We start from the raw sequence: 20,556 nt of genomic DNA, 5'->3' as shown, positions 1-20,556 counted from the left end.
GGTATGGCAGTGAAAGAACTACCGACAGTGTAATGGGACGACGTGAGGCTATCCCTGTCCGTCGCCCTCGTCACCCGCGGGCGTGTTCGTCGGGTTCGAGGCCGCCTGCACTGTGACGTCGAGCGGAGGTGACTGCCCCGACTCGACCGGCCCGCAGAAGAAGGTGTAGGTGAGGCTGAAGGAGTCGCTGCCCGCCGTGATCGTCGTGTCTGTCACCGAGGCCTGGAAGCTTCCGGCGTTGGGGATCGAGACGCTCGGATCGTTGGAGTAGAGCTTGTAGCCCGTGAGCTCCTGGCCGGCGGGGCACTGCCCGGCCGCCCACTTGACCTTGACGCTCGCGTTCGGCTCGAAGGTCGGGCCGCCGCCGTTGAGCGCCGGTGAGGAGCTCGGCGGGGTGATCGCAGCCATCGGCCCGTAGACCTTGAGGGTGACGGTCGCGCCCTCCTGCAGGTTCCCGGTCGGGTTGACCGAGTAGACCGTGTCGACCTGCTCGGGCGTGGTCGCCGCGTTGCCCTGCTGCACGTCGGCCACGAGGCCTTCGTTCTGCAGGATGTCGCGCGCCTCGCCGCTCGACTTGCCGAGGAACTGGTCTTCGGTGACGGTGACCGTCGTGGGAGTCGGGGTCGTCGTCGGAGTGCTCGTCCGCGTGGGGGTGCTGGACGGGGTCGACGATGAGGTGGTCGACTGCGAAGGCTGTGTGGTGCCGCCGCCCTGGGGGATGAGGATCGCGATGATCGTGCCGACGAGCGCGATCGCCAGAAGCGCGATGAGCGCGATGAGCGGCCACGTCCACGGGCTGCGCTTCTTCTTCTCGAGTGGCTCCTCCTGCTCGTCGAGCGGCGCGCCGGCGGGGAGCAGGGTCGTCGCCTGGGTCGGCGCAGACGAGGGAAGGAGCGTCGTCGCCTGGGTGGGCAGCGCCGCCGCGCCGCCGAGGATCGCCGGAACGGCGGCAGCGGCCGCGGCGATGTCCCCGCGGCGCAGCGCCTGAGCCGCGCGGGCGACATGCGCGGCGGAGGCCGGACGGTCGGCGGGGTTCTTCGCGATGCACGCGAGCACGAAGTTGCGCACGGGCACGGCGACGGTCACGGGCAGCTCGGGCGGCGCCTCGTTGATCTGGGCCATCGCGATCGCGACCTGCGACTCGCCCGTGAAGGGGCGGCGGCCGGCGAGGCACTCGTAGGCCACGATGCCGAGGGAGTAGATGTCGGTCGTCGGTGACGCCGGGTGGCCGCTCGCCTGCTCGGGTGAGAGGTACTGCACGGTTCCCATGACCTGACCGGTCGCCGTGAGCGGAACCTGATCGGCGATGCGCGCGATGCCGAAGTCGGTGATCTTGACCCGGCCCTCGGGGGTGATGAGCAGGTTGCCGGGCTTGATGTCGCGGTGCACGAGGCCAGCGGAGTGCGCAGCCTGCAGAGCGGCCGCGGTCTGGGCCATGATGTCGAGCACACGGTCGGTGCTGAGAACGTGCTCGCGTTCGAGGATCGCCGAGAGCGGCTCACCCGGCACGAGCTCCATAACGAGGTAGGCGCTGCCCTCTTCCTCGCCGTAGTCGAAGACGTTCGCGATGCCCTCGTGGTTGACGAGGGCGGCGTGACGCGCCTCGGCCCGGAACCGCTCGAGGAACCCGGGGTCTCCGAGGTATTCGTCTTTCAGGATCTTGATCGCGACGGTACGACCGATCACGAGGTCTGTGGCCTGCCACACCTCGCCCATGCCGCCGATCGCAATGCGCGATTGCAGCTCGTATCGTCCCCCGAAGGTGAGCCCTGCTGTGGGTCTCATTTATTCAGCACCGCCTCTAGTACCTGTTTTGCGATCGGAGCAGTAATCCCGTTGCCATATCCAGTCTGGCCGAGACCACCACCGTCCTCCACGAGGACTGTGACTGCGTATTGCGGATCCTCTGCAGGGGCAAATCCGGTGAACCACAGAGTGTAGGGATCGTCTGCCCCGTTCTCGGCGGTGCCCGTCTTACCGGCCACGCTGACTCCGTCTATTGTTGCATTAGTCGCCGCCCCGCTCTGGACCGACCGCACCATCATCTGGGTGATTTCCTGGGCGGTCTTCTCGCTGATCGGGCGGCTGTATTCCTTCGGCTCGAAGGTCTCGATCGGAGTCAGATTCGGCTCCGTGATCGACTGCACGAGGTTCGGCGCCATCACGACTCCGCCGTTCGCGATGCCGTCGACGACCATGGCCATCTGCATGGGCGTCGCGCGCACCTCGTACTGGCCGAACGCCGACAGAGCCGTGTATGCGTCGTCGGTTATGACCGGGTAGGTGCTCGCCTCGACGGTCATCGGGATCTCGTGCTCGACGTTGAAGCCGTACTTCTCGGCCATCTCGCGGATGGGCCCGCTGCCGAGTTCGATGCCGAGCTCGGCCATCGGGATGTTGCACGAGAGCGCGATCGCCGTGGCGATCGTCACGGTGCTGCCGCCGCCGCAGGTTCCGCCGCCCGAGTTGATGACGACGCTCGAGCTGCCGGGCAGCTGGAACTCGCCCAGGTTGGGGAAGCTGCTGTCGGGCGTGTACTTGCCCGATTCGAGCGCAGCGGATGCCACGACGAGCTTGAAGATCGATCCGGGCGGGTTGAGGTCGCCGCCGATGGCGCGGTTGATGAGCGGATCCCCGGGTGCGTTGAGCAGCTCGTCGTAGGCGCTGATGACCTGTTCGCCGTCGTGCACGGCGAGCACGTTCGGGTCGAAGCCGGGCTTGGAGACCATCGCGAGGATGCGCCCGGTCTTCGGCTCGGTCACGACGACCGAGCCCTGGTAGTCGCCGAGCGCGTCGTAGGCGGCCTGCTGAGCCGTGGCGTCGATCGTGACCTCGACGGAGGCGCCCTGGGGCTTCTTGCCGGTGAGGATGCTGTTGATCTTGTTGAAGAACTGCTGGTTGGAGGTGCCGCTCAGGTAGTCGTTGAGCGATGCCTCGATGCCGGTCGCCTCGCCGTTGACGGGGATGTAGCCGGTCACCTGCGCGTAGAGCACTCCCTGCGGGTACTCGCGCTGGAACTTGTAGTTGTCGTCGGTGGGCACGGACTGGGCGATCGGCTGGCCGCCCACGAGGATGGGGCCGCGCTCGGTCGAGTAACTGGCATAGAGGGTTCGGGTGTTGCGGGAGTCGGCGTTCAGGTTGTCGGCCTGCAGCACCTGGATGACCGTGCTCGAGCCGAGCAGGGCCAGGAACATCACGAGCACGACGACGCTCACGCGTTTGAGTTCACGGTTCACGGGCCCACCACCATCCGGGGCTGGTTGCGCACGGTGTCGCTGATGCGCAGGAGGAGGCCCACGATGATCCAGTTGGCGACGAGCGCGGAACCGCCCGCCGCGAGGAACGGCGTCGTGAGCCCGGTGAGCGGGATCACCCGCGTGACGCCGCCGATGACGATGAAGCACTGCAGGGCCACGACGAAGGCGAGCCCCACCGAGAGCAGCTTGCCGAAGTCGTCCTGTCCGGCGAAGCCGATGCGGAAGCCGCGGCTGACGAAGAGCAGGTAGAGGGCGAGGATCGCGAAGATGCCGGCGAGCCCGAGCTCCTCGCCGAGGCTCGCGATGATGTAGTCGCTCTGCGGAACGGGGGTGAGGTCGGGTCGCCCCTGGCCGAGGCCGGTGCCGATGAGCCCGCCGTTGGCGAGCCCGAAGATGCCCTGCACGAGCTGATAGCTCCCGCCGTCGGCGTCGAAGCTCGCCTGGCTGAAGGCGTCGAGCCAGTTCGTGAACCGGCCGTTGACGTAGTCGAGGGTCTGGCTCGCGATCAGGGCGCCGCCGATGAAGAGCACGAGACCGAGCAGCACCCAGCTGAGCCGCCCCGTGGCGACGTAGAGCATCACGAGGAAGAGCCCGAAGTACAGAAGGGCCGTTCCGAGGTCGCGCTGGAAGATGATGACCGACATCGAGAGGGCCCACACCACGAGGATCGGCCCGAGGTCGCGGAAGCGCGGGAAGGTCATCCCCAGGAACTTGGTGCCCACCATGCTGAGGCTGTCGCGGATGCGCACGAGGTAGCCGGCGAAGAACACGGCCAGGGCGATCTTCGCGATCTCACCGGGCTGGAAGGTCGCGAAATCCCCGAAGCTGATCCACACCTTGGCCCCGCTCACCTCGCGGCCCAGACCCGGCACGAGGGGCAGGAGCAGCAGCACGACGGCGACCAGGCCCGCGAGATAGGTGTAGCGGAAGAGCACGCGGTGGTTGCGCACGATCACGATCACGGCGATGGCGCAGGCGATCGCGATGGCCGTCCAGACGATCTGCCGCACGGCCGCGCTCTGCCAGCCGGAGTCGCCCTCGGCGATGTCGATGCGGTAGATCTCGGCGATGCCGAGGCCGTTGAGCACGGTCGCGATCGGCAGGATGAACGGATCGGCGTTGGGCGCCAGATAGCGCATGATCACGTGGAAGATGAGCACGAGCACCGAGAGCCCGGCACCGAGCATCACGAGCTGGGTGTCGATGTGCCCGAGGGCGCCGAGCTGCACGAGCACGATGGAGCCTGCGTTGATCACGCACGCGAAGACGATGAGCGCGAGCTCGAGGTTGCGGAGCTTCTTGGGCAGGCGGATACGACGGATCGGTGCCGTGGGGTTCGCGCTCGTGCGTCGGGGCGATGCATCCATGACGGGCCCCGAGCGGTTCTCAGTTGCCGGCATTCTTCAACCGATCCACGATGTCGAGGGCGCCCTGGAGGGAGTCGGCGCTGATCGTCTGCTCCACCTGCATGCGGTCGTAGACGCGCAGGCTGTCGACGTCGATGCCCGTGTCGGTATACAGGCTCGAGAGCGAGATGGGGCCCAGGTTCTGCTGGATGCCGCGGTAGATCGCGATCGTGCCGTCGGCGTCGACGCCCACGAAGTACAGCGACTGCGTCCACTGGTAGCCGATGATCGCGGCGACCACGAGGGCTGCGACCACGAGCACGATGCCGACGAGCCAGGTGATCTTGCGACGGCGGGCCCGGCGGGCGTCCTCCTCGATGAGCTCGTCGAGGTAGTCCTCCGACTCGGGCTCGAAGTGGGTCTGGCGCACCGGGTGGTGGCGCAGGCTCGGCAGGCGCAGCGCGCGGGGTGCGGGGGCGAGCTCTTTGCCGTCGAAGGCGAGGGGCACGGAGGCCGAGCCGACGGTGACGGGCGCGGCCGGCGGCACCGGGGCATCCGTCACGTCGACGACGACGACCGTGACGTTGTCGGGCGCCCCGCCGTCGAGGCTCGCCTTGACGAGACGGTCGGCGGCGGTGTCGACGTCGTCGCTCGAGGCGAGGATGCTCTCGATGTCGTCGTGCATGACGACGCCGCTCAGCCCGTCGGAGCAGATGAGCCAGCGGTCGCCGGGGATGATCGACATGATCTGGGTGTCGATCTCGGGGGAGGAGTCGACGTCGCCGAGTACCCGCATGAGCACCGAGCGACGGGGGTGCACCATGGCCTCCTCCTCGGTGATGCGCCCGCTGTCGACGAGGCGCTGCACGAAGGTGTGGTCGGTCGTGATCTGGCTGAGCTCGCCCTGGCGATACAGATAGATGCGCGAGTCGCCGATGTGGGCGATGGCGATCTGGTCGCCCACGCGCAGGATGGCGCTGACCGTCGTGCCCATCCCGGTGAGCTCCGCGTGCTCGAAGACGGTCTCGCTCAGCTGCGCGTTGGCGGCGACGAGGGCCGCCTGCAGGGCGAACTCCGCGTCGTGCACGGTGGGGTAGTCGGTGTCGGCCTCGATGATGCGCTTGACCGCGATCGCGGAGGCGACGTCGCCGCCCGCGTGGCCGCCCATGCCGTCGGCGACGACGAACAGCTCTCTACCCGCGTAGCCGGAGTCCTGGTTGTTGGAGCGGATCTTTCCAACGTGGGAGACGGCTGCGCCCTTCGTCTGTGTCGCCATCCACCTACCGCCGCAGCTCGAAGCTCGTCGCGCCGACCTTGATCGGCGTGTTGAGCGGAACCTTGGTCGGCACCGTCACTCGTTTGCCATCGAGGAAGGTGCCGTTGGTGGAGTCGAGGTCCTGCACCATCCATTCGTCGTTCCAGAGCATGAGCCTCGCGTGATGCGTCGAGGTGTAGTCGTCGCGGATCACGAGGCCGGACTCGCTCGAGCGCCCGATCGTGAGCGGCTCGCGGCCGAGCGGGATCTCCATGCCCTCCTTCGAGCCGGAGGTGATGACGAGGCGGCTCGCCGTCGTCGTCGTCGCCACGGGGCGGGAGCTGACGGGCGGCTGCGGCGCCAGGGGCGCCTGCGGCGGCCGGACCGGAGCGGGGGCGCTCGCACTCGCGCTCGCCGCGGGCGCGGCGGCGGCCTCGGGCTGGAGCTTGCGCACACGCTGCCCGAACAGGTCGGAGCGCAGCGCGTAGACGATCGCGAAGACGAAAGCCCACAGGAGGATCAGGAATCCGATCCTCAAGACGAGCAGAGTCAGTTCGCTGGTCACGAGGCGGGCCCCCAGAAGCCGTTCATGTCGTGGCGGGTCGTCTGATCGTCGACGCGGAGGTCGGCGAACTGGTCGATGGCGGATGCTTGGGGGAGCACTCGGAACACAATACGGGTTCGACCGATCGTTATGACCGAATCCGGCTCCAGGAGCGCCTGTTTGACGGGCTGTCCGTTGAGCTGCGAGCCGTTCGTGGAGCCGAGGTCGCGCATCTGGGCCCGGCCGCCGTCCCAGATGACCTCGACGTGGCGCCTCGAGGTGCCCGTGTCGTCGATCGTGATGTCGGCGTCGCTGCCGCGCCCGATGACCGTGCGCGACTTGACGATCGGGTAGCGCTTGCCGCCGATGTCGAGAACCGGGGTCCAGGAGACCTCGCCCTTGACGTTCTGCGAGTCGACCTGCACGAGGCCCTCGCTGAGCGACTCGTCGCGCGTGAGGGCGATGGTCACGGCGCCCGCGAACTGGTAGCCCTGGCCGGAGGCGTGACGCTGCACGAGCTGCGTGAGCTCGTCGACGAGGGTGGGCCCCATGGCCGCCATCCGCTCGTAGTCCTTCGGCGACATCCGCACGACGAAGCGGTTGGGAACGAGAATGCGGTCGCGTGAGACGACGGCGGCTTTCGTGTCGAGCTCCCTGCGAAGGGCAGAGGTGATCTCGACGGGTTGAAGCCCCGACTTGAAGGTCTTGGCGAAGGCGCCATTGACCGCCCGCTCAAGACCTTTCTCAAAGTTGTCCAGTATGCCCACAGGTCTCCCGATCTGGTTCGCACGGCTATGAGCATGTTACTTGTCCAGGCTGGAAAGACGAGCCCAGGTGTTCTCGGGGTGGATCGCGGGCGTTCGCGGGCGATTGTGCAGGGCCCGCGGACGTCGCGTGCCCCGGTTCGCCCAGGCCTCGCGAAAGCTCCGCCGGACCCCAGAGAATCCTCGTGCCGCCGGGACTTTCGCGTGCCGACGACGAGGACGGACCGAGGACGGACCGAGAAACGCCCGCGAGCCGACGGATCGGAGTCGATCTCAAATGGCGCGCGCGCGAGCAAAATGCTAATCTCTCTAAGTTCGCGCGAGTGGCGGAATTGGCAGACGCGCTGGCTTCAGGTGCCAGTGCTCGAAAGGGCGTGGGGGTTCAAGTCCCCCCTCGCGCACGAAGAGCTTCTCGCAACAGCTGTTGTGCAGAAGGTCTTGCGAACGAAGAAAGCCCCCGAGAGATCGGGGGCTTTCGCTGTCTCAGACAGGTCGCGCCAGTCGCGTCATACCGTTCTCACCGAGCTCGGAATGAACGGTTTGCCGCGACTCGCGGCCGGTGAGGCGCTGCGAGGCGGGCGGCCTCGTCTACTCGAGGCGGACGACTATGCCGGTCAGGCCGTGCAGCACGCTCGCGACGCCCGCGGGCACGGCCGCGGCGGCGCGCTCCGGGGTGATGGCGGCGGGGTCCGGCTGGTCGGCGGCACCGAGGCCGGTGCCGCGGAAGGTCGCGCCCGGCCAGGTGACCGAGGTGACGTTGCCGGTGGGCTCGGGGAGCTCGGAGCCAACGACGAGGAACTGCTGGTTCAGGTGCTGCGAGCTGAGCAGCATGAGCACGTCGATCATCTTGTCACCCGCGCTCACCACCAGGTCGGGTTCCAGCTCGACGGCCTTCTCGATGTCGGCCTCGATGCCGTCGTCGTTCGACGCGGTCATGGCCTGCAGGTCGACGCCCGTGCTCCGAGCCCAGTTCGTCACGGCGGTGACGAGGGTCGCGGTCGCGGCGTCGTCGCCGGCCGAGAGCAGGATGACGCGATACCCGGGCGGTGGCGTGACGCCGTCCCAGGAGCCGACCTCGGGCGTGATGGTCGCCTCGGGGGAGGGCGTCGTGACGCTGCCGAGGAAGCCGGGGCCCAGGGGCTTGAGGCCCTGGGGGGCGGCATCCCGCGGGACATCCGCCGCGGCATCCGGGGCCGTGGTCGTGTTGGGACCGACCTGCGGTGCGGAGGCCGCGCATCCGGTGAGGAGCGCGACGGCCGAGACCGCTGCGGCCGTCGCGAGGAGCAGGGCGGCTCGACGGGGTCGGCGTCGCGACTCGCGGGGTGTCGCTGGTGTGCTGGTCAAAGAACTCATCCTCCGAGGAGTCGCGGGTTGCGGGCAACCCGGCCTGCCCGTCGCCGGGCTCCGGGGCTGCGTACCGCCGACGGTCGACAGTGGCAGGCGCCCGCAGCCGAGGGATGTCAGCATGGCGTCAGAAAGGTGAACACCGAGGAAACGATCGTGAGAACCGGGAGCGCTCGCCCTCCTTTACTATGACGCCGCCCGCTCCGGCGGAACGGGGGCCTGCCGGCATCGGTGCGTTATCCGGGGGTTCGCCTCCAAGCCGTATCGCGTTCACCTGAATGGGGCAGGTTATGCGGGTCTACCGAAGGATCTTCCCCCCATGTCTCGTCGTCTCCGTCCCGCCCTCACGATCGCGGCCACGATCATCGCGCTCGGTGCAGCGGCGGGTGCCGTGCTCTCCGCGACTCCCGCCCTCGCCCACGGCTTCAGCTCCGTCGTCTACGTCGACGTCACCGCTCCCGACGACGGGAGCGTGCAGACCGAGCTCGGCCTCGAGTACGACCTCCTCGTCGTCTCCGCCGCCGAGAACTACGACGACCCCAGCTTCTTCGACGAGGGCATGGACCTGTTCGAGACGGGCGACGAGGCCATCGCGCTCAACAAGCACAAGAAGGCGGTCGTCGACTACGTCAACGACCGCTTCACCGTCGCCGCGGGCGGCGCGCCGTGCGAGGCCACGCAGGTGGGCGACTTCACCGTCGAGGAACGCGACGGCGTGCCGTACGCGGTGCTCGTGCTCGACCAGGACTGCGCCGAGGGATCCGAGTCCCACGAGATCACGAGCGGCCTGTTCCCCGACGACGAGGGCTACGTTCGCGACACCAAGACGATCGTCACCTACGACCTCGACGGCCAAGACGGAAGCGCCGCGCTGGATGCCGCGAACCCCACCTTCTCGACCGAGCAGGCCTGGACCGACCGGTTCAGCGAGTTCTTCCTGCTCGGGGCCGAGCACCTGCTGGGCGGTCTCGACCACATCCTCTTCCTGCTCGCCCTCATCGTCGGCTCGCGTCGTCTGCGCGACGTGGTGCTCGCGGCGACCACCTTCACGATCGCCCACTCGATCACCTTCCTGATCGCGGCGCTCGGCTTCGTGCAGGTCCCGGCGTTCATCGTCGAGCCGATCATCGCCTTCTCGATCGCCGTCGTCGCCGCCTGGTACCTGTGGGGGCTGTGGCGTCATCCGTCCCGCACCGCGGCCTACGACCCGACGGCGCCGCAGCCGTCCGGCTGGCTGGGCCTGGATCGGGCCGACTGGACACGCCTCGCGGTCGTCTTCTGCTTCGGCCTCGTGCACGGCCTGGGCTTCGCGGGAGCGCTCGGCATCGACGAGCCGTGGTCGTGGACGCTGCTGTGGTCGCTGCTCGTCTTCAACGTGGGCATCGAGGCCGTGCAGCTCGGCATCATCATCGTGATCTTCCCGCTGCTGACGCTCCTGCGGCGCCGCTCTCCGCGGGTGGGGCTCTGGGCCGGCGCCCTCGTCGCGGCCGTCGTGACCGTCATCGGTCTGTTCTGGTTCGTGCAACGCATCTTCGGGCTGGAATGACGTGTGCTTGTTAACGCCGGTCAACCACTCGACAGCACTCTATTCATATGTAATTCATCAAGCGGGAAGAGCGTGAGTATGCGCGATCTGCGCATTCCTCATCTGAAAGGCACTGGAAGACACATGTCTATCAAAGACACGACACAGGCGACGCCGTCTGTGCACCACCGCGCCTCCCTGCGCATCGCGGCTGCTCTGGTGAGCCTCGCCGTCGTCGCGGGTGGCTCGGCTCTCGGGGCGACCGCGGCCAATGCGGCCACCGTCAACGTCTCCGACATCATCCTCGGCGTCGGCGCCAATGAGACCCAGCGCAACCTCGCCTGGTACTCGCCGGCCAACACGACCCAGGTCGCGCAGATCGGCCTCGCCTCGGGCGTCGTCGACGGCGCGTTCCCCGTATCGTCGAGGACCGTCACCTCCACCGGTGGCGCGACCACCAGCGGCGAGTTCAACCACTTCGCGACCTTCACGGACCTGCAGGAGAACACCTCCTACGTGTACCGCGTCGGTAGCGAGGGCGACTGGTCGGACACCTACACCTTCCGTACGCAGGACTTCGAGGGCGACTTCAACTTCCTGTTCTTCGGCGACCCGCAGATCGGATCGTCCGGAAACGTCGCGAGCGACGCGGCCGGCTGGATCGACACGGTCAACGTCTCCACGACCGCGTACCCGGACGCCGAGCTGCTCTTCTCGGCCGGCGACCAGGTCGAGTCGGCGAACAACGAGGGCCAGTACACGGCCTTCCTGCAGCCGGAGCAGCTGCGCGAGATCCCGTTCGTGGCGACCAACGGAAACCACGACGTGGGCTCGAAGGCGTACGAGCAGCACTTCAACACCCCGAACACGGACCGCGCAGCAGGCCCCGGCTCGGGCAGCAGTGCTGGTGGCGACTACTGGTTCATCCACAAGGGCGTCCTCTTCCTCGACATCAACTCGAACAGCCGCGACTACACCTCGCACATCCAGTGGATCCGCGACGTCGTAGCCGAGCACGGTGACGAAGCCAAGTGGAAGATGATCGCGTTCCACCACTCGATCTACTCGGGTGGCCCGCACGCGACCGACAGCGACGTTGAAGACCGCCGCAACGTCCTCCCCTCGCTCTTCTCCGAGCTGGGCTTCGACCTGGTCCTCCAGGGTCACGACCACAGCTACGCGCGCAGCTACCTCATCCGCAACGGTGAGAAGGCCAACCCCGACGAGGCCGCCGGTGCGGACACCGTCACCGCCGGCCCCGGCGGCGTGCTCTACATCACGGCGAACTCGGCATCGGGCTCGAAGTACTACGACCTCCAGTCGCAGGGCTTCTGGTGGCTCTCGGTCGCCAACCAGGAGAAGGTGCGCAACTACAGCGCCGTCGAGGTCACCGACGACACCATCACCGTCAAGACCCTCCGCAGCCAGGCAAACGGCACCGACAAGCCGGTGAACAGCGTGGTCGACCAGGTCACCCTGAACCGTGCCGAGACCCCGGACGTCGACACCCAGCAGCTCCAGGTCACCGTGCCTGAGGCCACGCCGGGCGAGTTCGTCTGGGCCGTCGATGGAACCAACGGTCTCGTCGACCTCGGTACCGCCGTCGAGTCGGGCGACCACTACTCGGCCGAGGGCTCGATCAACCCGATCCGCGTGACGGACACCCGTCTCTCGGGCCCGGAGTGGTCGATCTCGGCTCAGGTCAGCGACTTCACCTCGGGTGACGAGTCGTTCTCGGGCAAGTACCTCGGATGGACCCCGTCCGTCGTCGAGGCCGGCGGCGACGCCGTCGCCGGTGACAAGGTCGAGTCCGGCTTCGTCTCGGGCGACGGCCTCTCGGCCTCGTCGACCCTCGGTTCGGCCGCGACCGGTCACGCCCGTGGCTCGGCCAAGCTCGGCGCAGGACTCGAGCTCGACATCCCCGTCGAGGTCACGGACGGAACGTACCAGGCGACGCTCACGCTCACCGCACTGAGCTAAACAGTTTCACCACCGGTCGGGGCGGCAGTCGCGAGACTTCCGCCCCGACCACTCCCTATCCCCGATCAGCTGAGGAACACCAGATGTCCGCCCGAGCACCCCGCACCAGATCACTCATCACTGCAGCGTTCGTGACGATGCTCGTCGCAGTCAGTCCGCTCACCGCCGGCACGGCCTTGGCGGCGGAGACAGACGGAGTGGACGTCACCTGGGGAGTTCGAACGGCATCCAACGACCAGGGCACCGATCGGCAGAACTTCGAGTACTCGGTCGACCCCGGTGGGCAGGTGAGCGACGCGCTCGTCATCACCAACCACGACACCGAGCCCCTCGACCTCGACATCTACGCGGCCGACGGCTTCACGACCTCGAGCGGACAGCTCGACGTCGTCACCCGCGACACCAAGTCGGTCGCCCTCGGCGCCTGGGTCACCCTCGCCTCCGACCACGTGCAGATCCCGCCGGGCGGCTCCGTCGAGGCCCCGTTCACGGTCGTCGTGCCGGCGGATGCGACACCCGGCGACTACGCGGGCGGCATCGTCACCTCTCTCGGCCAGCCCCAGCAAGACCAGGGCATCAGCGTCGACCGGCGCCTGGGCATCCGGATCCACATGCGCGTCGGCGGAGAGCTCGCTCCGAGCCTCGCCGTCGATGACATGCGCGTCGACTACTCCGGAACCTTCAACCCCTTCGGAACCGGCACCGCCACCGTCGCCTACACCGTGCGCAACACCGGGAACGTGCGGCTGACCGCCACCCAGCTCGTCACCCTCTCGGGCCCGTTCGGCTTGCTGCCCATCACGGCGAGCGGTGTCGCCGCCGTGCCCGAGCTGCTGCCGGGGGAGACCTGGCAGGTGTCCGTGCCCGTTCCCGACGTGTTCCCGGCCTTCCTCCTCAGCGCGAACGCCGCACTCACTCCCGCGCTCCCGGACGGCGTCGAAGGCCCCTCCACGATCGCGGCCACGCAGGCCGAGGCGACGACGTGGGCTGTTCCGTGGTCGCTGCTCGTCGTGATCGTGCTCGTCGCCGGACTCATCGTGCTGCTGGTGCTCCTGCGCAAGCGCCGCAAGAAGGGCGAGGACGCCCGCGTGGCCGCTGCCGTCGAGAAGGCGCTCCAGACGCGCGGCACACCGGACGATGCCGCCGTGGCGGCAGCTGTGGCCTCGGTCACAGGCAAGGCCGCCGAGAAGGCCGACAGCTCGGCGAAGGCCGACGTCTCTGAGAAGGCGGACGCTCTTGAGAAGAGCGAGACGCAGGAGAAGGCGGACGTGCCCGAGACAGTGGATGCCTCGGAGTCGGACTCCCCTGAGAAGGCCGAGATGTCTGAGGCGACGGATGCCGCGGAGGACACCGATGACTCCGACGCGACCGATGACTCCGACAGCGAGCCGGAGGAGTCGCAGGGGAAGCCCGAGACGACGCCCGTCGGCTAGGGCTCCTATCCCCTCTCTGTGTTGTAGTACTCCACCGAGGCGTCGAGCGACATGAAGAATTTCGCTCCGGAGCGGCGGACGTCTGCACTGGTCTCGTCAGTCATCGTTCCCTCGTTGGAGAGCGGTTGCGCGTGAAATCGTTGGCCGATCTGCGTGGCCAGGAGTTTGCTGTCCGTGCGTCCGAAGGTCACTTCAACCGACCCGTAGTCGAATTGAGCACCGGTTTCCACAAATCTGCCTCTGGTCTCAACAACGCCGGGATCATCCCGAACGTACGCTGACAGAGGAGAGAAGCTCAGGTTCTGGGTTCTGAGAAAATTGTCGATTGCCTGCGAGGCGGCGACGGGGTCGATTTCATCATCGATGACGAAAATCACTTCGAACTCTGCGACGCATCGGAGCCCCTGGTCGTAGAAGCGCCATGGTGGCGCACTCATTGCGTCGTCGCACCAGTCGTTGGTCGTGCGCGCGATCTCACGTATCTGACCTTGAGAGGTCAGATGTTCGTAGCTCGTCACGAACTGCATTCCGCGGACGCGTGGGGCGTCCAGTTCTTGCGCGTAGGGGTCGTAGTGGCCGGTTGCGCATGCTGAGAGCGACAGGGCGCAGAGCGCTCCGAGGACCATCGCCAGAGCGCGGGTGGACCACGGCTGTCGGACCTTACGGGCCTTCACAAGTTGCCTGGGTTGGTGGTCGTTGATGCCATATCTGAGTCAGTTTATGAGTCAGCGATGGTTTTTGTATGTCCTCAGAACTAACGTCTTCCGGTGAAAAGAACCGGTGAATATCGTTAGTGGAACTTCGGCGCGTTCGCGCTGTGTTTCCAATGGGGGGAAAGCATGGGACAGAAGTCCGTTATCAGACCGCGGCATTGGTTTCGATATGTGGGGGGCGGCCGCGATTATCGCGATTACCGGGTCGGTGGTGAGTGCGATGCCGGTTGCGTTGGCTGCGGAGGTCGAGTCCGGTGATTCGTTGGCTGAGGTCGCGCCGTATCCGAGGCCATGCGCGCCGGGATGACGGGCGCACGGTGAGCCCGGCGAAATCGAACGTGCTCAACTGAGCTCCGAGAACCGACAGGACGTTCTGACCGATGGTCGGAGTCGCACCTCGCGAACGCAGGGAAGCGCGCGCGGGCTGTGGACAACGGCTGTGGATAAAGCTGTGGACGTGCCGGAGAACGCCGTTCCGAGAGCCTGAGATCGCCGTTCCCGTAAGGAACCCGTTCGGGGGATCGTGCCCCTATTCCTGTGGGCAAGCGCTGAGTGCTAACTTGGGCCATCACCTCCTTCGAAAGGAACTCCTATGGCTCGAATCGCCCGTTTTGCCTCGTTTGCGGTCTTGGCTGTCACGTTGACCCTCGGGGCGACGGCCTGTTCTTCCGGCAGCGGGGACTCGGGTTCGAGTGACTCCTCCTCGACGGGCATCGTCGCGCCCGTGATCGTCGACCTCGCCGACGCCGACGGCACCACGGTCATCGTTCCGCTCGACAACGTGGTCGACCTCGTGACGGGCGACGACGAAGACGTCACCGCCTGGACGGCCGACATCGACGACTCGGCGATCGTCGAGTTCACGCCCGGAAAAGACGACGGCAGCGCGCAGTTCAACCCCGGCCTGACCCCGCTCGAGGTCGGAGAGACCGAGGTCGTGCTCACCAACTCGACGAGCGACACGACGGTCACCTTCACGGTTCAGGTCACCGAGTAGCGTTCACGCCGGCCGGCTCGGCTCCTCAGCGGGCGGCGGTTCGTCGCGCCCGACGCCGGGCACCGGCATCCACCAGGGCAACGACGACCACCCCGCCCGCGTAGGCGAGCAGATCGGCCGCAGAGAACGTGGTGCCGAGCAGCAGCCGGAACGGCGCCCAGAGCCCGGTGAGCGCCTCGGGGAGGCCCGTGAGCTGCAGCAGCTCGACCGCCGCGCAGAGGGCGAACGCGATCGCGGCGGTGACGACGGTGCGCAGCCGGGGTGCGATGAGAGCGACGATCAGGTAGACGAGCACGGCGTAGAGCGCATCGGCGAGGGCATCGCCGACGACCCCGGGCACCGCGAGATGCACTCCGAGGCCCGCGGCGACCACAACCACCGCCGCGCCGCCGAGCGCGAGACGCCGAGTTGCGGATGACGGATGCCGCGGCAGCACGCGCGCCCCGGCCTCCTCCGACCGGCCCGGTGCTCCGCCTGCCGGCTCGCCCGCCCGCTCGCTCAGCGGCTCGCGCCCGCCACGAGTCGGTCGAAGAGCTGCTCGATGCGCTCGTCGGCGGCCCGGCGCGCGGGATCCGCGTCGTGCCACTCGACGATCTCGCGAGCACCCGCCCAGAACGGCGTGGTCGCGGTGTACTCGGGAACGAGCGACTTCACCTTGGCGTTGTCGAAGATCACCGAGTGCGTGCGGTCGCCCAGGTGGGAGGCGGCCTCCTCGGGCGCCTCCGCCACGAGGGCCGCCGAGGTCACGTGCACGACGTTCGGCTCGACGCCCGCGGCCGTCGCGAGCTGCTCGGCGATCTGGTTCCAGGTGAGCATCTCGTCGCTCGTGATCTGGAACACCTCGCCGTGGCTGCGCGGGTTGCCGATGAGCCCCGTGAAGGCGACGGCGAAGTCGCGCGAATGGGTCATGACCCAGAGCGAGGTGCCGTCGCCGTGCAGGATGGTCGGCTCGCCCCGGCGCATCCGCTCGATCGCCGTCCAGCCGCCGAAGAGGGGGACGGTCTGGCGGTCGTAGGTGTGCGAGGGCCGCACGATCGTGACCGGGAAGCCGCGGTCGCGGTAGGCCGACAGCAGGAGCTGCTCGCAGGCGATCTTGTCGCGCGCGTACTGCGAGAACGGGTTGCCGACCGGGGACGACTCGGTGATCGGCAGGCGCGGCACGGGCTTCCGGTACACCGACGCCGAGGAGATGAACACGTACTGCCCCGTGCGCCCCTCGAAGAGCTCGACGGCCTGCGCGACGTGGTCGGGCGTGAAGGCCATGAAGTCGACGACGGAGTCGAAGTCGCGGCCGTCGACGGCCCGGGCGACGGATGCCGCGTCCCGCACGTCACCCCGTAGAACCTCCACCCCCGGCGGAACCTCGCGCGAGGTGCTGTGCCCGCGGTTGAGCACGGTCACCTCGAAGCCGCGTGCCTGCGCCGCGCGCACCGACTCGGTGCTGATGGTTCCGGTGCCACCCAGGAAGAGAACTCGCCCTCGCGTCATTTACCTGCTCCTCGTCTCGATACGACACCACGACTCTATCCATGCGCCGCGCTTGCCGGTCCAGGCCATGGTCTCGCGGCGCACGTTCTTCGTCGGGGCGCACTGTGGAACGTGCGCCGCGACGAGCATCGTGCGCCGCGACCGGCGAGCTCAGAAGCGCGCTCCGGCGTCGTAGTGCGCGAGGGCCTCGGCGTCGTTCGCGTGCCGCGTCGCCCGCCGGGCGGTGTCGAGGGCCTCGACCGGGTCGGCCGTCGCCTCGGCGAGCATCAGCTGGCGTTCGGCCTCGGCGAGCCGGGTACGGGCGTCGGCGCCCACACGCCCGCGGTTGCCGCCGATCACGTCGCGGGCCACCTGGATCTGGCTGCGTGCGATGCGCATGGCCCCGTCGAGGGCCGCGCGGGCGTTCTCGATGCGCTGCTGGCCGCTGCGGGCCTCGGCGAAAGCCGTGTCGAGGGCCGCGTTCGCCTCGCGCAGCCGCTCCACGTCGGCCACGGGATCGGGCATCCGGGTGCTCGCGGTGACGGCGGCGAGGGTCGTCTCCGCGTGCGCGATGGCGGCGTTGAGCTCGGTGCCGGCCTCGGGCACCTCGTGGCGGTCGCGCAGAGCCCTCGCCTCGGCGAGCTCGCGGCGGGTCTCGGCGACGAGCTCGTCGAGCGTGCGGGCGGTGGCCGCGAGCGACTCCTCGAGGCGCACGATCGCATCGAGCAGGCTCACGGCGCTGCGCAGGCGCTCCTCACCCACGCCCACGAGGTCGCCCGCGGAGGGCGGTGCGGTCGCCGTGGCCCGCCCGGCTGCCGCATCGGCGTTGCTCGCGGCATCCTGAACGAAGCGGGTCGCGCGGTCGATGTTCTGGTCGATCGAGTTCAGAGCCCCGGCGGCGTAACGACGACGCAGTGCCTCGACGGCCGCGGAGGCGTCGGGCAGCCGTGAGCGCACCCCTGAGATCGCGGCACGGAGCCGGGCCAGGGCCTCGGGGGCATGGCGTTCGCGGGTGCGCATGCCGTCGAAGCGGCGCTGCTGCTCGTCGAGGCGTGCGCTCGCCGACTCGCTCAGCGCGATGATGCGCTTCGTGCGCTCCCGGCGTTCGCGATCGCTGTCGGGGACGGCGTCTTCGAGGCTCTGCTTGAGGCGGAAGGCCTCCGTCAGCTCGCTGCGGGCCTCGCGCAGCTTCACGGTGAAATCGGCGGTCGTCTGCTCGCCGAACTGGGCGAGGGCGAAACCGAGCTCCTCCTCGCCGGCCGTGACCGCGTCATCGGCCCGCACGAGCATGAGGTTGGCCTGGCGGTCGAGGCGGTCGGGCTCGCGTGCGCCGGAGCCGATGCCGCGGCGACGCCGGGCACGGACGGCCAGCACGATGACGGCGACGATCGCGGCCGTGACACCGAACACGACGAGGGATGGAAGCCACCAGAGCCCGTTCGCCATGGCCGCAATTGTAGGGGAGGCGGCTGACGGTCTGCCGTGTGAGCGGATGCCGGGACCGCACCACCGGATGCCGGACATCCGCCCTACCCCATGCGCGCGGCCGGACGCAATCCCCTGTGCTCACCCCCAGCTCGGGGGCTACCGTGGGATCTCGACCTCATCGAGGCCGACTATCAAGGAGGCAATACTCATGAACATTCTTCTGATCATCATTGCCGTCGTAGCCATCGTGCTGCTCATCACCGGCGGATTCGTCCAGTCGTTGAACTTCCTCCTGTGGGTGGGGTTGGCGCTCGCCGTCATCGCGCTCATCGTGTGGCTTCTGCGGGTCATCACGGGCAGGAGAAACGTCTGACCCGAGGATAACGAGAGCTTTTCCTCCGAAGGGGGCGGGACAGGTGCAGGTCCCGTCCCCTTTCCCCTGCCCGGGAGCGCTGCCCGGGGCCACAGGTGATCCGTCGGGCGGTCGGGGCCGGGTCAGGCGATGCTCGGGCGATCGTCTCGGACGGCGGGCTCAGCCGAGCAGCAGGGTCGCGAGCTGGTCGGTCGAGTGCACGACGGCGATCGTGCCCTCCGACTCGGCCGGTGAGCCGTAGCCCCACTCGACCATGATCACGGGGATGCCGTGCTCGGTCGCCCCGACCACGTCGTGCTCCCGGTCGCCGACGAGCACCGGCTGGCTCAGGTCGACCCCGCGCTCGGTGAGGCGACGGAGCGCTTCGGCGATGACATCCGCCTTGGTGCTGCGGACCTCGTCTTCGGATGCGCCGCAGATGACCTCGAAGTACTGCGAGAGCCCGAAGTGGTCGAGCACGGTGTTCGCCTGCGACTCGGACTTCGAGGTCGCGAGGCCGAGCGGGATGCCGGCCTCGTGGATCTTGCGGATGAGCCCGGCCACCCCGGGGTACACCGCGCTGCCGTCCGAGGGGCCGTAGCGGGCGGCGTGCCCGCGATAGATCTCGAGCGCGCGCTGGGCCTCCTCCTCGCTCATGCCCGCCGTGTAGCGGAAGGAGTCCATGATCGGCGGGCCGATCCAGGTGAGCAGCGACTCGGGGGTCGGGACGGGAAGCCCCATGTCGGTGAGGGTCGCCGCGTAGCGCTCGATGATGCCGGGCGCCGAGTCGGTGATGGTGCCGTCGAGGTCGAAGAGGATACACGTCCAGGTGCGGGAGGGGGAGCTGGGCGTGTCGAGTGCAGGGGTGGTGGTTGTCATGGTGTCCTACTTGGTCTGTGGATGCAGCGGGAGTCCGCTCACGACATGCGGATCCGGTGCTGGCCGGGTCAGTGCTGTGCCTCGTCGAGAGCGGCGTCGATGTGTGTACGCGCGATCACCTGGGCCGCGCTGCCCGGGTTGTATTGTACGGCCACGAATTCCGCCGTGCGAATGAGGGCGAGCGCATCCTTGCCCGGAACGATCGTGACCTGCACCTGCGGCAGCTGCTCCTCGGGCACCGCGCGGCGCACCTCCTCCACCGAGGTGAAGAGCGGCAGCACCGCCTGTCCGTCGGGGGTGTGGACGGTGCGCAGACGGGTTCCCGACTCGGGGGTCGAGCCCGTGACATCCAGGACCAGCCCGCCCTTCATGCTCGCCGCGAGCAGCTCGCCGAGCGCCTCCATGCTGGGGGCCGCGGCGAGGTCGGCGAGGGCCTTCTCGACGGGGGTGTTCGTGTAACTGGCGGGGAAGCGCGTCAGAGCCATGCTTCCAGGCTAGCGGGGCCGTCCGTTCGGGCTGGAGCCGGCCCCGAGGAGCCGGCTAGAAGAGGCGGGACTCGCCGTCGTCGAGGCCGCGCATGGCGTCGTAGTCGAGAACGAGGCAGCGGATGCCGCGGTCCTCCGCCAGCGTTCGAGCCTGGGGTTTGATCTCCTGGGCCGCGAAGACCCCGGTCACGGGCGCGAGATGCGGGTCGCGGTTCATGAGCTCGAGGTAGCGGGTGAGCTGCTCGACGCCGTCGATGTCGCCGCGGCGCTTGAGCTCGACCGCGACGGCCGCGCCCGCGGCATCCCGGGCCAGGATGTCGACGGGGCCGATCGCCGTCATGTACTCGCGGCGCACGAGGGTGTGGCCGTCGCCGAGGAGGTGGATCTGCTCGGCGAGGAGCTTCTGCAGGTGCGCCTCGACCCCGTCTTTCTGCAGACCGGGGTCGATGCCGAGCTCGTGCGCGGAGTCGTGCAGCACCTCGTAGATCGACACGACGAGCATGTCGGCGGTCTTCGCCTGCGTCACCCGCCAGATCTCGGTGATGCCGGCATCCAGCTGCTCGGCGTCGGGCTCGACCGTGCTGAGGGTGCACGGCGGGCTCATCCAGTTGAGCGGTTTGTAGGAGCCGCCGTCGGAGTGCACGAGCAGGCTGCCGTCGGCTTTGAGCATGAGCAGACGGGTCGCGATCGGCAGGTGGGCGCTGAGCCGCCCGGCGTAGTCGACGGAGCAACGGGCAATCACAAGGCGCACCCGACGAGCCTAACCTCCCGCGAGCCGACACGGGTT

At 68.3% G+C, this 20,556-nt stretch carries 19 protein-coding genes and 1 tRNA gene; 6 read left to right on the top strand and 14 right to left on the bottom strand.

Annotation, left to right across the window (positions count from 1 at the left end):
* Positions 1-48: 48 nt before the first annotated feature.
* Genes CLV54_RS01535 through CLV54_RS01510 form a run of 6 tightly spaced genes read right to left on the bottom strand, consistent with a single transcriptional unit; the run spans position 49 to position 7,169 of the window.
* Entirely contained in the window at positions 49-1,785 is a 1,737-nt protein-coding gene (locus CLV54_RS01535) for a protein kinase domain-containing protein (RefSeq protein ID WP_100343191.1), read from the bottom strand.
* Positions 1,782-3,236: a peptidoglycan D,D-transpeptidase FtsI family protein gene (locus CLV54_RS01530; RefSeq protein WP_100343190.1), complete on the bottom strand. Its 1,455-nt coding sequence runs from the start codon at positions 3,234-3,236 to the stop codon at positions 1,782-1,784. Before CLV54_RS01530 ends, CLV54_RS01535 begins: the two co-directional genes overlap by 4 nt.
* Complete coding sequence (locus CLV54_RS01525; protein ID WP_245861226.1) at positions 3,233-4,624, bottom strand: FtsW/RodA/SpoVE family cell cycle protein; 1,392 nt, start codon at positions 4,622-4,624, stop codon at positions 3,233-3,235. The genes CLV54_RS01530 and CLV54_RS01525 overlap by 4 nt, the downstream gene beginning before the upstream one ends.
* 19 nt (positions 4,625-4,643) lie before the next feature.
* Positions 4,644-5,879, bottom strand: a complete 1,236-nt coding sequence (locus CLV54_RS01520; RefSeq protein WP_100343188.1) for a Stp1/IreP family PP2C-type Ser/Thr phosphatase — start codon at positions 5,877-5,879, stop codon at positions 4,644-4,646.
* 4 nt (positions 5,880-5,883) lie between these two features.
* Complete coding sequence (locus CLV54_RS01515; RefSeq protein WP_245861224.1) at positions 5,884-6,423, bottom strand: FHA domain-containing protein FhaB/FipA; 540 nt, start codon at positions 6,421-6,423, stop codon at positions 5,884-5,886.
* Positions 6,420-7,169 (bottom strand): FHA domain-containing protein, encoded by a 750-nt coding sequence (locus CLV54_RS01510; RefSeq protein WP_100343186.1) that lies wholly within the window; start codon positions 7,167-7,169, stop codon positions 6,420-6,422. The genes CLV54_RS01515 and CLV54_RS01510 overlap by 4 nt, the downstream gene beginning before the upstream one ends.
* Before the next feature lie 314 nt (positions 7,170-7,483).
* On the opposite strand from CLV54_RS01510, the gene CLV54_RS01505 reads away from it, so the two are divergent.
* A tRNA-Leu gene (locus CLV54_RS01505) sits at positions 7,484-7,567 on the top strand.
* A gap of 187 nt (positions 7,568-7,754) precedes the next feature.
* On the opposite strand, the gene CLV54_RS01500 is transcribed toward CLV54_RS01505, so the two are convergent.
* Positions 7,755-8,510 (bottom strand): type 1 periplasmic-binding domain-containing protein, encoded by a 756-nt coding sequence (locus CLV54_RS01500; RefSeq protein ID WP_245861223.1) that lies wholly within the window; start codon positions 8,508-8,510, stop codon positions 7,755-7,757.
* 319 nt (positions 8,511-8,829) lie between these two features.
* Here CLV54_RS01500 and CLV54_RS01495 point away from each other — a divergent pair, with 319 nt between their 5' ends.
* The 3 genes from CLV54_RS01495 to CLV54_RS01485 all read left to right on the top strand — a co-directional run bounded on the left by CLV54_RS01495 (position 8,830) and on the right by CLV54_RS01485 (position 13,448).
* Positions 8,830-10,056, top strand: coding sequence for a HupE/UreJ family protein (locus tag CLV54_RS01495; protein WP_100343185.1), 1,227 nt, complete (start codon positions 8,830-8,832; stop codon positions 10,054-10,056).
* A gap of 123 nt (positions 10,057-10,179) precedes the next feature.
* Entirely contained in the window at positions 10,180-12,015 is a 1,836-nt protein-coding gene (locus CLV54_RS01490; protein ID WP_100343184.1) for a fibronectin type III domain-containing protein, read from the top strand.
* A 137-nt stretch (positions 12,016-12,152) separates the two neighbouring features.
* Complete coding sequence (locus CLV54_RS01485; RefSeq protein WP_211294404.1) at positions 12,153-13,448, top strand: WxL protein peptidoglycan domain-containing protein; 1,296 nt, start codon at positions 12,153-12,155, stop codon at positions 13,446-13,448.
* A 5-nt stretch (positions 13,449-13,453) separates the two neighbouring features.
* On the opposite strand, the gene CLV54_RS01480 is transcribed toward CLV54_RS01485, so the two are convergent.
* Positions 13,454-13,975: a hypothetical protein gene (locus CLV54_RS01480; RefSeq protein WP_157802758.1), complete on the bottom strand. Its 522-nt coding sequence runs from the start codon at positions 13,973-13,975 to the stop codon at positions 13,454-13,456.
* An 814-nt stretch (positions 13,976-14,789) separates the two neighbouring features.
* Between CLV54_RS01480 and CLV54_RS01475 the strand changes: the two genes are divergently transcribed.
* The gene (locus CLV54_RS01475) at positions 14,790-15,158 is read left to right on the top strand and encodes a hypothetical protein (protein WP_157802757.1); all 369 of its coding nucleotides are present in this window, start codon (positions 14,790-14,792) and stop codon (positions 15,156-15,158) included.
* Between the two features lie 25 nt (positions 15,159-15,183).
* Here CLV54_RS01475 and CLV54_RS01470 read toward each other — a convergent pair whose 3' ends face one another.
* The 3 genes from CLV54_RS01470 to CLV54_RS01460 form a co-directional block, all read right to left on the bottom strand.
* Positions 15,184-15,594: a ribosomal maturation YjgA family protein gene (locus CLV54_RS01470; protein WP_245861221.1), complete on the bottom strand. Its 411-nt coding sequence runs from the start codon at positions 15,592-15,594 to the stop codon at positions 15,184-15,186.
* Positions 15,595-15,656: 62 nt separating this feature from the next.
* Positions 15,657-16,646 carry an NAD-dependent epimerase/dehydratase family protein gene (locus CLV54_RS01465; RefSeq protein ID WP_100343180.1) on the bottom strand — a complete coding sequence of 330 codons (990 nt, stop codon included), beginning with the start codon at positions 16,644-16,646 and terminating at the stop codon, positions 15,657-15,659.
* A 150-nt stretch (positions 16,647-16,796) separates the two neighbouring features.
* Entirely contained in the window at positions 16,797-18,071 is a 1,275-nt protein-coding gene (locus CLV54_RS01460; protein WP_100343179.1) for a coiled-coil domain-containing protein, read from the bottom strand.
* Between the two features lie 190 nt (positions 18,072-18,261).
* Between CLV54_RS01460 and CLV54_RS17650 the strand changes: the two genes are divergently transcribed.
* On the top strand, positions 18,262-18,426 hold the full coding sequence (locus CLV54_RS17650; RefSeq protein ID WP_170061938.1) for a hypothetical protein: 165 nt from the start codon (positions 18,262-18,264) through the stop codon (positions 18,424-18,426).
* 159 nt (positions 18,427-18,585) lie between these two features.
* On the opposite strand, the gene CLV54_RS01455 is transcribed toward CLV54_RS17650, so the two are convergent.
* From CLV54_RS01455 to nucS, 3 genes are all read right to left on the bottom strand, one after another.
* Positions 18,586-19,284: an HAD hydrolase-like protein gene (locus CLV54_RS01455; protein ID WP_100343178.1), complete on the bottom strand. Its 699-nt coding sequence runs from the start codon at positions 19,282-19,284 to the stop codon at positions 18,586-18,588.
* A gap of 68 nt (positions 19,285-19,352) precedes the next feature.
* The gene (locus CLV54_RS01450; RefSeq protein WP_100343177.1) at positions 19,353-19,769 is read right to left on the bottom strand and encodes an SseB family protein; all 417 of its coding nucleotides are present in this window, start codon (positions 19,767-19,769) and stop codon (positions 19,353-19,355) included.
* Between the two features lie 55 nt (positions 19,770-19,824).
* Positions 19,825-20,520, bottom strand: coding sequence for an endonuclease NucS (gene nucS / locus CLV54_RS01445; RefSeq protein ID WP_100343176.1), 696 nt, complete (start codon positions 20,518-20,520; stop codon positions 19,825-19,827).
* Positions 20,521-20,556: the final 36 nt, after the last annotated feature.

This window comes from Compostimonas suwonensis (assembly GCF_002797855.1).
Classification (GTDB): Bacteria; Actinomycetota; Actinomycetes; order Actinomycetales; family Microbacteriaceae; genus Compostimonas; species Compostimonas suwonensis.
Note: the sequence above shows the minus strand (reverse complement) of the source record. Positions and strands in the feature narration are given on the sequence as shown.

What these genes read in the sequence shown, in the direction of transcription:
- CLV54_RS01535 (WP_100343191.1), bottom strand. Translation starts at nt 1,785, where the DNA reads ATGAGACCCACAGCAGGGCTCACCTTCGGGGGACGATACGAGCTGCAA.
- CLV54_RS01525 (WP_245861226.1), bottom strand. Translation starts at nt 4,624, where the DNA reads ATGGATGCATCGCCCCGACGCACGAGCGCGAACCCCACGGCACCGATC.
- CLV54_RS01520 (WP_100343188.1), bottom strand. Translation starts at nt 5,879, where the DNA reads ATGGCGACACAGACGAAGGGCGCAGCCGTCTCCCACGTTGGAAAGATC.
- CLV54_RS01495 (WP_100343185.1), top strand. Translation starts at nt 8,830, where the DNA reads ATGTCTCGTCGTCTCCGTCCCGCCCTCACGATCGCGGCCACGATCATC.
- CLV54_RS01490 (WP_100343184.1), top strand. Translation starts at nt 10,180, where the DNA reads ATGTCTATCAAAGACACGACACAGGCGACGCCGTCTGTGCACCACCGC.
- CLV54_RS01485 (WP_211294404.1), top strand. Translation starts at nt 12,153, where the DNA reads ATGCTCGTCGCAGTCAGTCCGCTCACCGCCGGCACGGCCTTGGCGGCG.
- CLV54_RS01480 (WP_157802758.1), bottom strand. Translation starts at nt 13,975, where the DNA reads ATGCAGTTCGTGACGAGCTACGAACATCTGACCTCTCAAGGTCAGATA.
- CLV54_RS01465 (WP_100343180.1), bottom strand. Translation starts at nt 16,646, where the DNA reads ATGACGCGAGGGCGAGTTCTCTTCCTGGGTGGCACCGGAACCATCAGC.
- CLV54_RS01460 (WP_100343179.1), bottom strand. Translation starts at nt 18,071, where the DNA reads ATGGCGAACGGGCTCTGGTGGCTTCCATCCCTCGTCGTGTTCGGTGTC.
- CLV54_RS17650 (WP_170061938.1), top strand. Translation starts at nt 18,262, where the DNA reads ATGAACATTCTTCTGATCATCATTGCCGTCGTAGCCATCGTGCTGCTC.
- CLV54_RS01455 (WP_100343178.1), bottom strand. Translation starts at nt 19,284, where the DNA reads ATGACAACCACCACCCCTGCACTCGACACGCCCAGCTCCCCCTCCCGC.
- CLV54_RS01450 (WP_100343177.1), bottom strand. Translation starts at nt 19,769, where the DNA reads ATGGCTCTGACGCGCTTCCCCGCCAGTTACACGAACACCCCCGTCGAG.